At 43.9% G+C, this 13,438-nt stretch carries 13 protein-coding genes; all 13 read right to left on the bottom strand.

Annotated elements, in window-relative coordinates:
* Position 1: 1 nt before the first annotated feature.
* The 13 genes from rsgA to QYG89_RS04495 all read right to left on the bottom strand — a co-directional run bounded on the left by rsgA (position 2) and on the right by QYG89_RS04495 (position 13,416).
* Positions 2-883, bottom strand: coding sequence for a ribosome small subunit-dependent GTPase A (gene rsgA / locus QYG89_RS04555; protein WP_404315025.1), 882 nt, complete (start codon positions 881-883; stop codon positions 2-4).
* Between the two features lie 11 nt (positions 884-894).
* Entirely contained in the window at positions 895-2,877 is a 1,983-nt protein-coding gene (gene pknB / locus QYG89_RS04550) for a Stk1 family PASTA domain-containing Ser/Thr kinase (protein WP_404315023.1), read from the bottom strand.
* 7 nt (positions 2,878-2,884) lie between these two features.
* Positions 2,885-3,634 (bottom strand): Stp1/IreP family PP2C-type Ser/Thr phosphatase, encoded by a 750-nt coding sequence (locus QYG89_RS04545; protein WP_404315021.1) that lies wholly within the window; start codon positions 3,632-3,634, stop codon positions 2,885-2,887.
* A gap of 6 nt (positions 3,635-3,640) precedes the next feature.
* Positions 3,641-4,732: a 23S rRNA (adenine(2503)-C(2))-methyltransferase RlmN gene (gene rlmN, locus QYG89_RS04540; RefSeq protein ID WP_404315019.1), complete on the bottom strand. Its 1,092-nt coding sequence runs from the start codon at positions 4,730-4,732 to the stop codon at positions 3,641-3,643.
* Positions 4,732-6,072, bottom strand: coding sequence for a 16S rRNA (cytosine(967)-C(5))-methyltransferase RsmB (gene rsmB, locus QYG89_RS04535; RefSeq protein ID WP_404315017.1), 1,341 nt, complete (start codon positions 6,070-6,072; stop codon positions 4,732-4,734). The genes rlmN and rsmB overlap by 1 nt, the downstream gene beginning before the upstream one ends.
* Before the next feature lie 7 nt (positions 6,073-6,079).
* Positions 6,080-7,024: a methionyl-tRNA formyltransferase gene (gene fmt / locus QYG89_RS04530; protein ID WP_404315015.1), complete on the bottom strand. Its 945-nt coding sequence runs from the start codon at positions 7,022-7,024 to the stop codon at positions 6,080-6,082.
* Entirely contained in the window at positions 7,021-7,506 is a 486-nt protein-coding gene (gene def / locus QYG89_RS04525; protein WP_404315013.1) for a peptide deformylase, read from the bottom strand. The genes fmt and def overlap by 4 nt, the downstream gene beginning before the upstream one ends.
* 42 nt (positions 7,507-7,548) lie before the next feature.
* Positions 7,549-9,957: a primosomal protein N' gene (priA, locus tag QYG89_RS04520; protein WP_404315011.1), complete on the bottom strand. Its 2,409-nt coding sequence runs from the start codon at positions 9,955-9,957 to the stop codon at positions 7,549-7,551.
* Positions 9,948-11,168, bottom strand: a complete 1,221-nt coding sequence (gene coaBC / locus QYG89_RS04515; RefSeq protein WP_404315009.1) for a bifunctional phosphopantothenoylcysteine decarboxylase/phosphopantothenate--cysteine ligase CoaBC — start codon at positions 11,166-11,168, stop codon at positions 9,948-9,950. The genes priA and coaBC overlap by 10 nt, the downstream gene beginning before the upstream one ends.
* A 113-nt stretch (positions 11,169-11,281) precedes the next feature.
* A complete protein-coding gene (gene rpoZ, locus QYG89_RS04510) occupies positions 11,282-11,509 on the bottom strand; it encodes a DNA-directed RNA polymerase subunit omega (protein ID WP_404315625.1) in 228 nt (75 codons plus the stop codon).
* 1 nt (position 11,510) lies between these two features.
* On the bottom strand, positions 11,511-12,125 hold the full coding sequence (gene gmk / locus QYG89_RS04505) for a guanylate kinase (protein ID WP_404315007.1): 615 nt from the start codon (positions 12,123-12,125) through the stop codon (positions 11,511-11,513).
* A complete protein-coding gene (remA, locus tag QYG89_RS04500; protein WP_404315005.1) occupies positions 12,122-12,397 on the bottom strand; it encodes an extracellular matrix/biofilm regulator RemA in 276 nt (91 codons plus the stop codon). Before remA ends, gmk begins: the two co-directional genes overlap by 4 nt.
* A 143-nt stretch (positions 12,398-12,540) precedes the next feature.
* On the bottom strand, positions 12,541-13,416 hold the full coding sequence (locus tag QYG89_RS04495; RefSeq protein ID WP_404315003.1) for a YicC/YloC family endoribonuclease: 876 nt from the start codon (positions 13,414-13,416) through the stop codon (positions 12,541-12,543).
* Positions 13,417-13,438 lie beyond the last annotated feature (22 nt).

Below are 13,438 nucleotides of genomic sequence, written 5' to 3'. Positions count from 1 at the left end.
ATTAATACCTCGGCTTCCTCTCTTTAATCTCATCCATGAATTGCAAATAATGTTCATATCGATACAGGGGTACTTCCTCTGCATCAATAGCCGCTTTCACTGCACATTTCGGTTCATTGATGTGTAAGCAGCCTCGGAATTTGCACGAATGGCTTCTTTCCGCCATTTCTGGAAAATAGTAAGGCAAGTCTTCAGCCTCAATTTCCGTTAATTCCAAAGAACTAAAGCCTGGAGTATCAGCTACCAGACCATTTTCAACACTGATTAATTCCACATGCCGTGTCGTATGCTTCCCTCGGCCGAGAGATTCAGAAATGTCATCTGTCTTTAACTCCAATTCCGGTTTAAGCGCATTTAATAATGATGATTTGCCGACCCCGGATTGTCCGGCAAAAACAGATGTCTTTCCTTGTAAATGGCTGCTTAACTCCTCGAGATTGGCAAGCTTCTCTGAAGATGTCAGAATGACTTTATAGCCGAACGAACGATAATCGTCTGCATAACGTGTAATAGCAGCTTCGTCTTCTTCATTTAACAGATCGATTTTCGTAATACAAATGAGCGGCTCTATTTGCTTTGATTCAATTAAAACGAGAAATCGGTCGAGTAAAGCCGGACTAAAATCGGGCCGGGCAGCGGAAAAAACAAGAATCGCCTGATCTACATTTGCGATCGGCGGCCTGATGAGTTCATTTTTTCTTTCTTCAATCGCCAAAATGTATCCTTCTAAGTCGTTTTCCGCCTGGTATTCAACAAAATCACCGACGAGCGGGAATACTTTTCGTTTTCGAAAAACACCCCTGCCCCGGCATTGAAGGATACGCCCGCCATCCGCTACGTAATAAAATCCGCTCAGTGCTTTCACTATTTTTCCTTCAGGCATGGGATTCCTCCTTAAGTTTCTTCTGCGCTTGTTTCCTCTGCATCTTCCGGATAAGGAATGGTTTCATCAATAATAACCCTTTGGTCACGAATCACTTTATAACCCGCTTTGTTTTCTTTTGTTACGATAAATTCTAATGTTTTCTTTAAGTCTTCCTGAATCGTTAACACTTCAAACGGTTCTGTCATACTGTGATTCATATCTTCTATATAAATTTGCACTTCCTGAGGCTCATCCCCTTCATCCGGCTCGTAAGGAATAATAATTTCTTTGGAGACCGTCTTCGGAGGGATTTCCTTCTTACCTTTAGAAATCGTTACTTGCACCTCATCACCTTTATCGAGTGTGGCACCCCGGTCCGGATATTGAGAGATCACAAGTCCTTTTGAGACTATATCTGAATATATTTCACGCACGATTACAATATTCAAACCAGTAGAAGCAGCATAGTCTTTTAAACTTTTTTCATTGTAATCAGTTAAATCAATCAGCGATATCTTTTCAGGTCCCTCACTGACTGTAAACGTAACAGTTGTTTCCTCAGGAATCAGAGTCGTTTCTGGGGCTGGGTCTTGATCAATAATCGTACCAGCTATACTTTCGTCATGTGTGGCGTTTTGCTGAATGCTTTTAAAGCCGGCCTTTTCAAGCTCCTCTTTTACTTCATCAAAGGATTTGCCGAGATGATCAGCAAAAGTGACGGTTTCTTTCCCTGAACTAATGTAAATATTTACAGTACTTCCTTCTTTCATCATTCTGCCAGCCGCTGGAACCGTTTTAATGACGGTCCCCTCTGCCACTTGATCGCTAAACCGTTGTTTTGTTTCACCGACTTTAAACCCTTTTGTTACAAGCTCAGATACCGCTTCGTCCAGCTGACTGCCGCTGACATCTGGAATACTTACTTCCTTTGGACCGAGCAAAGAAGGAACGAGAACGGCGGCCGCTATCGATAAAACAGCAATTAGAGCAAAAACGAGCAAAATGATCGGCCATTTTTTTCTTTTTTTCGTTACTTTTTCTGTCTCCTGCTGCTCCTGTCCGTTTGTTGATCCTGCCGGCCGAACAATGGTCGCATCAAGATCTTCCGGGGTTCCGCTGTTTGTAATGACAGGAATCGCTTTTGTTTTTTCTTCATCTTCCCTAATAAAAAATTTCTCTTCATTTACTCTGTCTGGATCCAGCGCAGTGGTTAAATCCTGTCCCATCTCCTCTAGGCTTTCATATCGATGAAATGGGTCTTTCGCTGTCGCTTTGAGAACGATATTTTCCACGCTTTGCGGAATAGCTGGATTCCACCTTTTCACAGATGGTGTTTCAGCCTGCAAGTGTTTTAAAGCAACAGACACAGCGGACTCACCAGAAAATGGAAGTTGACCCGTCAGCAGCTCAAACATGACGATGCCTAACGCATATATGTCGGACTTTTTTGTAGCCATGCCGCCCCGAGCCTGTTCGGGAGAAATATAATGGACAGATCCAAGAACAGCATTCGTTTGGGTAATCGATGTCGCACTTAATGCCATGGCAATGCCAAAATCCGTTATCTTTACATTTCCATCTTGATCCATTAATATGTTATGCGGTTTAATATCTCGATGAATAATAGAATTATGGTGAGCAAAGGCAATCGCTGAAACAAGCTGCTTCATAATATCAATTGTTTTTTCCACAGGAATAGGAGAGTGCTGCTGAATGTACTGCTTTAGTGTCATCCCTTCCACGTACTCCATGACAATATAATTAATGCCTTCTTCTTCTCCTACATCGTAAATATTCACTATATTGGAATGAACAAGGCTTGTGGCGGATTGTGCCTCTCTTTGAAAGCGTCTCAGAAACTCATCTTCATTCACAAAGTCAAGCCGCAGTACTTTAATAGCGACTTCTCTTTCCAAAATGATATCCTGTGCCAAATATACATTGGCCATTCCGCCGCCGCCAATCATTTTGATGATTTTATAGCGGCCGCTTAATCGCTTTCCAATTAACATGTTGCTCTCACTCGCTTTCAAGGCCAGCAGAATGTTCGAGAATAACAAGGGTAATATTATCTTCCCCGCCATTTTCATTTGCCATTTGGATGAAAGATTCGGCTTTTTCCTCAATGGAAATCGTTGCTTCCAAAATCTGCTGCATTTCTTGCTGTGCCAGTTTATTGGATAAGCCGTCTGAACAAAGCAGGAGCGAGTCCCCTTGTTCAAACATAACTGTATAATAATCGGCCGCTACATTTGGTTCTGTGCCAAGTGCGCGGGTTAATACATTCTTGCGGGGATGATGCTCCGCCTCTTCTTTCGTAATTTCACCTGACTTGACGAGTTCATTTACGAGTGAGTGATCTTCCGTAATTTGAGCAAGACCGCTCTCATTAAACAAGTAGCCGCGGCTGTCTCCAATATTAGCAATGGTGCAAAAACCAGCCGTACACACAGCAGCTACAAGCGTCGTGCCCATACCGCTGCATTCAGAAAAATTTTGGGAATGCTCTAATACCTTGCCATTGCTTTCTGAGATCGCTGTTTTCAGCCACTGTTCTGCCTGACTCGCTGTTTGAATCCGGTCGATTTGCATCCATTGTGATTTCATCGCCTCAATGGCCATTTGGCTTGCCACATCTCCTGCGTTGTGGCCGCCCATCCCATCAGCAACGATGGCTAGGCGGTCACCCGCTGCATTTGCAAATACTCCGCCATGGTCTTCATTGTAGGGGCGGACTCGGCCTTTATCTGTCCGAAAGACAGAAATCATAGGGGCTCACCTCGTTTCTTCTGAACGTTCTTTCGCTCGCAGCTGTCCACAGGCCGCATCAATATCGTGGCCCTGCTCACGGCGAATCGTTACGTTGACACCATGATCTTTCAGCGTCTTTTCAAATTCAAAAATTTTGTTTCGCGGAGTACGAACATAGTTGCGCTCCGGTACATAGTTGACTGGAATTAAATTGACGTGGCACTTAATTTCTTTTATTAGCTGCGCCAGCTCGATGGCATGTTCAACAGAATCATTTTCCCCTCCGAATAGACCGTATTCAAAGCTGACACGGCGGCCTGTCTTATTCACATAGTATCGAACAGCCTCCATTAAATCTGACAATTTATATGCCTTATTGATCGGCATCAGCTTCGTCCGCAGTTCATTATTCGGAGCATGAAGAGAGATCGCAAAATTAATTTGCATATTCTCATCTGCAAACTTATAAATTTTTGGAACAATTCCACTCGTCGAAACAGTAATGTGGCGTGCGCCAATGTTTAATGTTTTTTCATGTTTGATGATTTTCAAGAAGGAAAGCATCTGATCATAGTTATCAAATGGTTCCCCGATCCCCATAATCACAATGGAGCTGACACGCTCTTCTGTTTGATCAAGTGCCTGTTGTACTTTTACGACTTGCGCCACAATTTCTCCTGCTTCCAAGTGGCGCTTTAATCCGCCAAGCGTAGAAGCACAAAACGTACAGCCGATACGACAGCCGACTTGTGTAGTCACGCAAACAGAGTTGCCGTATTCGTGGCGCATTAAAACAGTTTCAATCGAATAGCCGTCATGAAGCTCAAATAAAAACTTGATGGTGCCATCTGAAGATTCTTGCTGAATCAATGTTTTTAATGTTGTCATTTTAAAATGTGCAGCAAGTTTTTCTCGCAGCGTTTTTGACAAATTAGACATGTCTTCATAGGAGGAGACTCTTTTTTTATATAGCCAGTCAAAAATCTGTTCTGCCCGAAACGGCTTTTCATTATTTTCCTTCAGCCAATCCTTTAACTCCTGCAGCTGCAATGAGTAAATGGATGGGAGCTGCTGCTCATTTCCTGCTTCGTCTCTCGTTGTTGTTGCTTGCTCCATTATTGCACCTTCTTTCTTAGTTTGCTGATAAAGAATCCGTCTCCGCCAAAGTCCTGTGGAAGAACCTGGAGCATATGATTGTCTGCCATCGTCTGTATGACAGGCGGCAGGCTGGTGAGCACTTCTGGTTCAAAATCAGTATGGGTTTCCAGAAACTTTTTAACTGTTCCTTCATTTTCTTCGACATCCGCTGTACACGTGCTGTAAACAAGTACACCGCCGCCTTTTAAAAGCGGTGCCGCCGCAGATAAAATAGCTAGCTGTATCGTTTGAAGGGCAGATAAGTCTTTCTCTTCTTTTACGTATTTGATATCGGGTTTTCTTCGCAAAACACCAAGCCCTGAACACGGCGCATCTACTAAAATCCGGTCAAAACTCTCCGGTTCAAACATCTCTTCTGCTTTTCGGCTGTCCCACGCTTTTGCTTCAATATTCGTTAACCCGAGTCTGTCTGCATTTTGCCTAATAAGCTTAATTTTGTGTTCGTGTAAATCCAGAGCGGTCACAACACCGCTATTATTTAACTTCTCTGCTATGTGAGTCGTCTTGCCGCCCGGCGCTGCGCAAGCATCAAGAATAACTTCGCCGGGCTGTGCATCGAGTGCATAGGCAACGATCATCGAACTTTCATCCTGAATCGTAGCTAAGCCGCTTTCGAATACATTGGAACGGGCTGCGTTCCCTTTTAAAATACGGATCCCTTCCGGCAGGACGTCACTCGGTTCTGCCTCGAATCCTTCTTCCCACAATCTTTGCAGCACTTCTTCCCGGCTTGCTTTCGTTTCGTTCACACGGATCGTCTGCATCGGTGCAGTTAGATTCATCGCACACATTTCTTTCGTTTTCTCCGCTCCAAATTGACGTAACCACCGTTTAACGAGCCACAAAGGATGACTCGTTTCAACCGAAATCCGCTCAGCCTCATCCTTTATGGCCTCAAAACTGCGCAGGTCATTTCTCTGCACAGAGCGAAGAATCCCGTTAACGAGCCCTGCAATCCCTTTATGTCCTCTTTTTTTAGCAATTTCCACTGCCTCATGAATAACGGCACGCTCTGGTACTTTGTCTAAATAGACCATCTGATATAAAGAAAGACGAAGCAGCTGCCGCACCCACGGCTCAAGCTTCTTTTTAATAAAAGGAGCTAAATAAAAATCTAATGTTAACTTTCGTTGAATCGTTCCATACGTGATTTCGGTCAAAAGTCCAGCGTCTCTGCCCGGCAGATCGTGTTTTTCAATCGCGGAATGGAGCAGTAAATTGCTATATGATTGATTTTTTTCCACCGCTTCAAGCAGGTCAAGGGCGATTTCCCGCACTTGTTTCTTTTTTTGATTCATGTTAATTTTATTCTCCTAATTTCTGATCAAGGGTTAATCCGGAACCGGCCCCTCTCAAATATTGCTCCGCAGACATGCGTTTTTTCCCAGATGGCTGTAAATCGGTTATTTTAATCGCCGTTTGGCTGCCGGTTGCTGCAACAAAACCATCTTCGGCTATTTCAATGATCGTTCCCGGCTCTGCTCGTTTCACCGCTTGTACTTTCTCTCCCCACCATATCTTCATCACTTGACCGTCAAGCGTCGTATAAGCAACTGGCCACGGATGCAGCCCGCGGATATGGTTATAAATCTCTTCTCCCGTTTTTGACCAGTCAATTTTTTCTTGATCCCGTTTTATGTTTGAAGCAAACGTTGCTTTTGACTCATCCTGTTTCACTGGGTTTGTTTTACCCTCGATAAGTCTTGGCAATGTTTCTGACAATAATGCAGAACCAGCTGCACTTAATTTATCATGCAGACTGCCGACATGGTCTGTTTCCTCTATTATAACCTCTGCCTGGCTGATGATATCCCCCGCATCCAGCCTTTCTGCCATGTACATAATTGTAATACCCGTTTTTTCCTTCCCTTGCAGAATGGAATAATGAATAGGCGCTCCACCACGCAGTTCCGGAAGCAGAGAAGCATGAACATTGATACAGCCAAACCTCGGCGCTTCTAACAGTTCATTCGGCAGAATTTGGCCATATGCGGCTGTAACAATCACATCCGGCTGCAGCCCAATGATTTGCTGCAATTCTTCCGATTCTCTTAACTTCTCCGGCTGAAGGACGGGAATGTCGTGTTTTACTGCTTCAACCTTCACTGGAGGAGGTGTCAGTACTCGCTTTCTGCCGACCGGCCGATCCGGCTGAGTGACAACCGCTAAGATCGAATAGCCGTCTTCGATTAATGTTTTTAATACCGGAACAGAAAAGTCAGGTGTACCCATAAACACAAGACTCGTCATGACATCTCCCCCATCTCTAATTCTTCCTCAGATACATATTGCTCTACTTTTGACGTAAACAACACGCCATGAAGATGATCAATTTCATGCTGAATCGCCCGGGCTAAAAATCCTTCTGCTTTTAATATAAAAAAGCGCCCTTTCACATCTTGTGCTTTCACTTTCACATAAGAGGAACGTGTCACTTGACCGTACAAACCCGGGAAGCTCAAACACCCTTCAATATCTGTTTCGCTTCCTTTCGTATCTTCAATAACAGGATTTATGAGCGTAATCAATCCGTGTTCATCTTCAATGTCTACAACAGCCACCTGCAGATCTATTCCAACTTGAGGAGCTGCTAGTCCGACTCCATCTGCAGCGATCATCGTTTCATGCATATCTTTTATGAGTTTTCTTAACTTTTTATCAAATTGTGTAACCGGCTCGCATTTCTTTTCAAGAATAGCATCCGGGTAACACACGATTGGTAATTGTGCCAAAAATAATCCTCCCTGGTCTTCTCAGTCGTGCAACACTTTATTCTACATCATAATAAAAGGATTCACATCTACAGTCACTTGTAAACTTTTATCCTTTTGCTGTTTCGTATAATGTTCCATCACTGTTTTCAACACTTCATTTAATTTTGGTTCCCGTTTGTATTTTATCAAACATTGGTAACGATATCTATTATTGATCCGGGGAATGGGGGAAGCGACGGGTCCAAGAGTAATCGCCTCTTTCGATATATGCCCTTGAATATATTGAGTAACTTTTTCTGTTACACGAGATGCTGTCATCACATCTTCATGGCTGACAGTCACAAGAGCCAAATAATAAAACGGAGGATAATTCCCGAGCTTCCTCATCATCATTTCCTGGTTGTAAAACTGATCGTAATCCTGCTTACCGGCCAGCTGAATGCTGTAATGTTCCGGGGTGTATGTCTGAATGACTACCTCCCCATGAAGCTTGTGCCTTCCTGCCCGTCCGCTGACCTGTGTCAGCAGCTGAAACGTTTTTTCTGAAGATCGGAAATCAGGAATGTGAAGCATCGTGTCCGCGCTCAATACCCCGACAAGCGTAATATTAGGAAAATCAAGCCCTTTAGCGATCATTTGCGTTCCAAGCAAGATGTCCGCCTTTCCTTCTTCAAATTGTCGAAGCAGCTGTTCGTGAGCACCTTTACGGCTCGTCGTATCCACGTCCATACGCACCACTTTTGCGTGCGGGAGCAGTTTGCCAAGTTCATCTTCTACTTTTTGTGTACCCGTACCAAAATAACGGATATGCTCACTCTCACATTCGGGACATCTCGAAGGCACAGGTTCTTCCAAACCGCAGTAATGACATTTCATTCGATAACTGTGCCGGTGGTACGTTAACGAAATATCACAATGCGGGCATCCGGCGACGTATCCGCAATCACGGCACATAATAAATGAGGAATGGCCTCGGCGGTTTAAGAAGAGAACCGTCTGCTCTCCTTTTTCAATCCGATCCGTCAGCTTTTCAAATAGATCACGTGAAAACATTGATCGGTTGCCATTTCGCAGTTCTTCGCGCATATCAACAATTTTCACGTCCGGAAGCTGTTGATTATTCATTCTGTTTGGAAGAGTGAGAAGATGATACACTCCTTTTTGCGCGCGGGCAAAACTCTCTAAAGACGGGGTCGCACTGCCTAAAATAACGGGACATTGATAGAATTCTGCTCTTTTTATCGCCGTTTCCCTTGCATGATAACGAGGATTTTCTTCTTGCTTATAACTTGTTTCATGCTCTTCATCAATAATAATAATGCCTAAGTTTTCAAAAGGAGCGAACACCGCGGAACGGGCACCGACGACTACCTTCACTTCTTTCCGCTGAATTTTTCGCCATTCATCATATTTTTCGCCTGTGGACAAGCCACTGTGCAAGACAGCGACATCGTCGCCAAAACGACCTTTAAAACGATGAACCATTTGCGGTGTCAGCGAAATTTCAGGAACGAGAACAATCGCTTCTTTGCCTTTTTCCAATACCCGCTGGATCGATTGTAAATAAATCTCGGTTTTTCCACTGCCTGTTACTCCATAAAGCAGAAATGTTTCGTGCCGAACCTCTTCGACTGCATCGAGAATCGGAATAATCACTTCTTGTTGTTGAGCAGTCAGCGGAAGCGGTTCTGTTCGCGCAAAGTTTCTATTTTCATAGGGATCGCGATATGTTTCCTGATGGCGCTCGAATAAAAACCCCTTTTCAATCAGACTTTTTAACGTACTGTTTGAGGCCCCCGTTTGATCCATAACTTCTTTTGCTGAAAGAGGTGTACTAATATCCATGAAATAACGCAATACATCTTTCTGTTTCCGGGCATTGACCGGGAATGTTTCCAGACATTCAGCCAGTTCTTCCTGTGATAAAGAGCGGCCAATCACGCGTATACTCTTTTTCTTTCCTTTGCTTTTGACTTTATAGACAAGCTCAATCCGATCCGCTTTTACTTCCTGCCGCAGAGACTGAAGCATGCCTGCTTCCTCTGCTTCCTCCCACGTCGTTTCATCCCGCTTATTAAATAGACTGGCAACCTCTTGATGAACGAGGGAAGCTCCTTCCCTCAGCCGAAATACTTTTTCATATTTCGCCTTCATCGCTGCAGGCAGCATCGCCTGATAAGCTGAAATTTTAAAGCATAGAGTGGTTTCTGTCAGCCAATCGGCTAGTTCAAGCAGCTCTTGGTTTAACACCGGCAGTAAATCCATTGGCTCGATGATTGATTTCAGTTTCTTCACGCTGGATCCGCTTTTTATTTCCGTCACAAAGCCTTGAATGTTTCTTGGACCAAACGGAACGACGACTCTCATGCCAGGCTGAATGATCCCTGTCCATTTTTCTGGAATGGTATAGTCAAATGCTTTGTCGGTCTGCATCGCTGCTACATCAACGATGACACTGGCTACTTGCATTCACTTTCACCCTTTTTAAAGTCGGCGGCTGCCTCTTGCAAAATTTCTCTTGCAGCTGCTTTTTTCGTCATTAAGTCAAAGTCTTTACGAGATCCATCTTTTTTGAATATGGTGATGATATTCGTATCACCGCCAAATCCTGCACCGGCTGCCTTCACATTGTTAGCCACGATCATGTCTGCATTCTTCGTGTACAGTTTCTTTTTAGCATATTCTTCCACATTCGTCGTTTCGGCAGCAAAACCAATAAGCATTTGATGCGTTTTTTCTTCCCCTAGTGTCTTTAGAATATCCCGCGTACGCTCCATTTCAATGACTAAGCCGCCTTCTTGCTTTTTCATTTTTTCTTCATGGATCACTTTTGGCCGGTAATCAGCAACCGCAGCCGTTTTAATGACAATATCACTCTCTGAAAACTTCTCCATGACTGCCTGGTACATCTCTTCTGCACTTTGGACATGTTTTACTTGTACTCCTGCCGGCGGATGAATCGTGACTGGCCCTGATATTAAATACACTTCAGCACCCATATCACGGGCTGCCTCTGCTAAGGCATAGCCCATCTTTCCAGTCGAATGATTCGTTAAAAACCGGACCGGGTCAATGCTTTCCCGCGTTGGCCCCGCCGTTACAACCACTTTTTTATTTTTCAGCGGCAATTCTTCTTTTCTCTTGAAAAACGCTTCCATTAACTTGACTATGTTTTCAGGTTCCTCTAAACGGCCTTTGCCAACGTATCCACAGGCAAGGTATCCTTCGCTAGGCTCGACAAACTGCCAGCCAAAGTCAGCCAGTACGGCAAGATTTTTTTTCACTGCCGGATGGTCATACATATGAACATTCATCGCAGGCGCTACCCAAATAGGTGCTGTAGCCGCTAACAGCGTTGTAGAAATCATGTCATCCGCAATTCCATTGGCCAGCTTGCCAATGATATTCGCTGTAGCTGGTGCGATCAAAATTAAATCAGCCCAGTCTGCTAAATCAATGTGCGCGATCACTTCAGGGTGCTTTTCATCAAATGTGTCGGTATATACATCGTTTCGTGACAATGCTTGAAAAGTGAGCGGTGTCACAAATTCACGGGCCGATGAAGTCATGATGACCTTCACTTGGGCCCCTGCCTGCACTAGCTTACTCGTCAGGGCAGCCGCTTTATAAACAGCAATTCCACCAGTTACACATAGCAGAATCTTCTTTTCACTCAACATGGTGAATCCTCCCATTCTTTGTTGAAACAAGGCAGCCATACCGCTGCTTTCGTTCGATTGTTTCTATCAGTAAAAAAATAACAACCTTCCAAAGGTTGTTATTCTTCATTACTTTATACTTCGTCCGTGTAAACTTCGTCTTTATCTTTTTCTTTCATTGTCAGCTGATCTGCATAAATTTCTTCAAGCGCACGGCCGACATATTTGTGGGAAACATAGGAATCCAACATTGGCGAAGAATCGCCTTCTTGAAGGCTGCGGGCACGTTTAGCAGCAATGCTCACTAATGAGTATTTAGAATCAATTTTTGTTAGTAAATTATCAATGGATGGATATAACATCTTAATCACTCTCCAACATTTTTTTGTAACGGTGCTGTACGCGCTCTCTGCGGCAATGTTCCGCCACAATAATGGATTGTATGCGAGCGCACGCTTTTTCTACTTTATCATTTTCTACAACATAATCATACAGATTCATCATTTCAATTTCTTTGCGGGCTTTGTCCATCCGCCCCTGAATGACTTCATCACTTTCAGTTCCCCGAGTAATAATGCGGCTATGAAGTTCAGAGAGGCTAGGTGGTGCCAAGAAAATAAACAACCCTTCTGGAAACTTTTCCCGCACTTGTTGAGCTCCCTGCACTTCAATTTCTAGAAAGATATCCCTGCCGTTATCAAGAGTTTCCCTAACGTAGTCAACAGGAGTACCGTAATAATTGCCAACAAACTCTGCATATTCCAACAGTTTTCCTTCAGCAATTAACCCTTCAAACTCTTCTCTTGACTTAAAGAAATAGTCGACTCCGTCCACTTCTCCCGCACGCGGTGCACGTGTTGTCATTGAAATGGAATACTCAAAACTTACATCTGGCTGTGAGAAGACTTCTTTCCTTACCGTTCCTTTTCCCACTCCAGAAGGCCCCGATAAAACAATCAGCAAACCTTTTTCTTTCATGCCTTTCCCTGCCCTTCTTCAGTTACTTCTTCTTTGGAGAATATTCGCTGGGCAACCGTTTCCGGCTGGACAGCAGATAAAACAATGTGATCACTATCCATAATAAGCACTGCTCTCGTCCTTCTTCCATGCGTAGCATCAATGAGCGTTCCTGCCTCTCTTGCTTCCTGCACGAGCCGCTTCATCGGCGCCGATTCCGGACTGACGATGGCTACAATTCTGTTCACTGATACGATACTGCCAAATCCGATATTAATTAATCGAATGGACATACTGCCCCTCCATTATAAAAGCTTTTTTATAAACATGACAGACTGTTGATAAACGCTTTCTTCAATGACTGACCGCCTGCCTGGTGTGCGTAAAAATGAACTTTGTCTACAATCTGAAGCTTTTCATAAACATATAGCCTTGCTTATTCGATATTCTGCACTTGCTCCCGCATTTTTTCAAGAATTGTTTTCAGCTCAACAACACCTGAACTGATTGCGGAATCATTTGCTTTCGAACCGATCGTATTCACTTCACGATTCATCTCTTGAATCATAAAATCCAGCTTACGCCCGATAGGCCCTTCATGTTCAAGCGTCTGACGAAACTGCTGCATGTGGCTTTCAAGCCGGATACACTCTTCATGTATGTCCGATTTGTCTGCAAATATAGCGGCTTCTGCTGCCAATCGATCCCTATCTAAATGGACTGCTGCCATTTCATTCATTCGGCGTGCAAGCCGTTGTCTATAGGCTTCAACGACTAGAGGTGCTCTTCTTTTAATTTCGTGCAGCCTTTGTTCTAAGTCCACCGACAAAAGAAGCAGGTCTTTCTTCAATTCCTTTCCTTCTGTCCGGCGCATTTCATATAAATGACACGCTGCCGATGTAACGGCCTCAAGAACGAGTTCTTCTAGTGCCGCGTTCTCCTCTTCCTGTTCTTCGATGACAACGAAATCCGGACGCTGCAGCAGGTCTTTTAAATCAGGCTTTCCTGACAGTCCGTACTTTTCTGAAGCTTCCCCCATTATATGAACGAATTCGTCTAGAAGCTTCCAGTCCACTTGGAGCGTGCGATGTACGAGATCTTCGCCTTCGATTGTAATAAATAGTTCGACTCGGCCTCTTTGTATGTATTTTGACAGTTTCTTTTTTATTTTATCTTCAATCTTCATCAACTGTCTTGGCATTCTTATTTGAAATTCACTAAACCGATGATTGACCGACTTCATTTCTGCAATAACTGCACAATCGACTGATTTTATTTTACTTCTCCCAAATCCTGTCATGCTCATTACCATCGGCCGCTCACATCCTATCGAC

This window comes from Bacillus lumedeiriae (assembly GCF_044891285.1).
In the GTDB taxonomy this organism is placed as follows: domain Bacteria; phylum Bacillota; class Bacilli; order Bacillales; family Domibacillaceae; genus Pseudobacillus; species Pseudobacillus lumedeiriae.
Note: the sequence above shows the minus strand (reverse complement) of the source record. Positions and strands in the feature narration are given on the sequence as shown.

What these genes read in the sequence shown, in the direction of transcription:
- rsgA (WP_404315025.1), bottom strand. Translation starts at nt 883, where the DNA reads ATGCCTGAAGGAAAAATAGTGAAAGCACTGAGCGGATTTTATTACGTA.
- coaBC (WP_404315009.1), bottom strand. Translation starts at nt 11,168, where the DNA reads ATGTTGAGTGAAAAGAAGATTCTGCTATGTGTAACTGGTGGAATTGCT.
- rsmB (WP_404315017.1), bottom strand. Translation starts at nt 6,072, where the DNA reads ATGAATCAAAAAAAGAAACAAGTGCGGGAAATCGCCCTTGACCTGCTT.
- gmk (WP_404315007.1), bottom strand. Translation starts at nt 12,125, where the DNA reads ATGAAAGAAAAAGGTTTGCTGATTGTTTTATCGGGGCCTTCTGGAGTG.
- rpoZ (WP_404315625.1), bottom strand. Translation starts at nt 11,509, where the DNA reads ATGTTATATCCATCCATTGATAATTTACTAACAAAAATTGATTCTAAA.
- fmt (WP_404315015.1), bottom strand. Translation starts at nt 7,024, where the DNA reads ATGACGAGTCTTGTGTTTATGGGTACACCTGACTTTTCTGTTCCGGTA.
- rlmN (WP_404315019.1), bottom strand. Translation starts at nt 4,732, where the DNA reads ATGGAGCAAGCAACAACAACGAGAGACGAAGCAGGAAATGAGCAGCAG.
- QYG89_RS04495 (WP_404315003.1), bottom strand. Translation starts at nt 13,416, where the DNA reads ATGGTAATGAGCATGACAGGATTTGGGAGAAGTAAAATAAAATCAGTC.
- QYG89_RS04545 (WP_404315021.1), bottom strand. Translation starts at nt 3,634, where the DNA reads ATGATTTCTGTCTTTCGGACAGATAAAGGCCGAGTCCGCCCCTACAAT.
- pknB (WP_404315023.1), bottom strand. Translation starts at nt 2,877, where the DNA reads ATGTTAATTGGAAAGCGATTAAGCGGCCGCTATAAAATCATCAAAATG.
- remA (WP_404315005.1), bottom strand. Translation starts at nt 12,397, where the DNA reads ATGTCCATTCGATTAATTAATATCGGATTTGGCAGTATCGTATCAGTG.
- priA (WP_404315011.1), bottom strand. Translation starts at nt 9,957, where the DNA reads ATGCAAGTAGCCAGTGTCATCGTTGATGTAGCAGCGATGCAGACCGAC.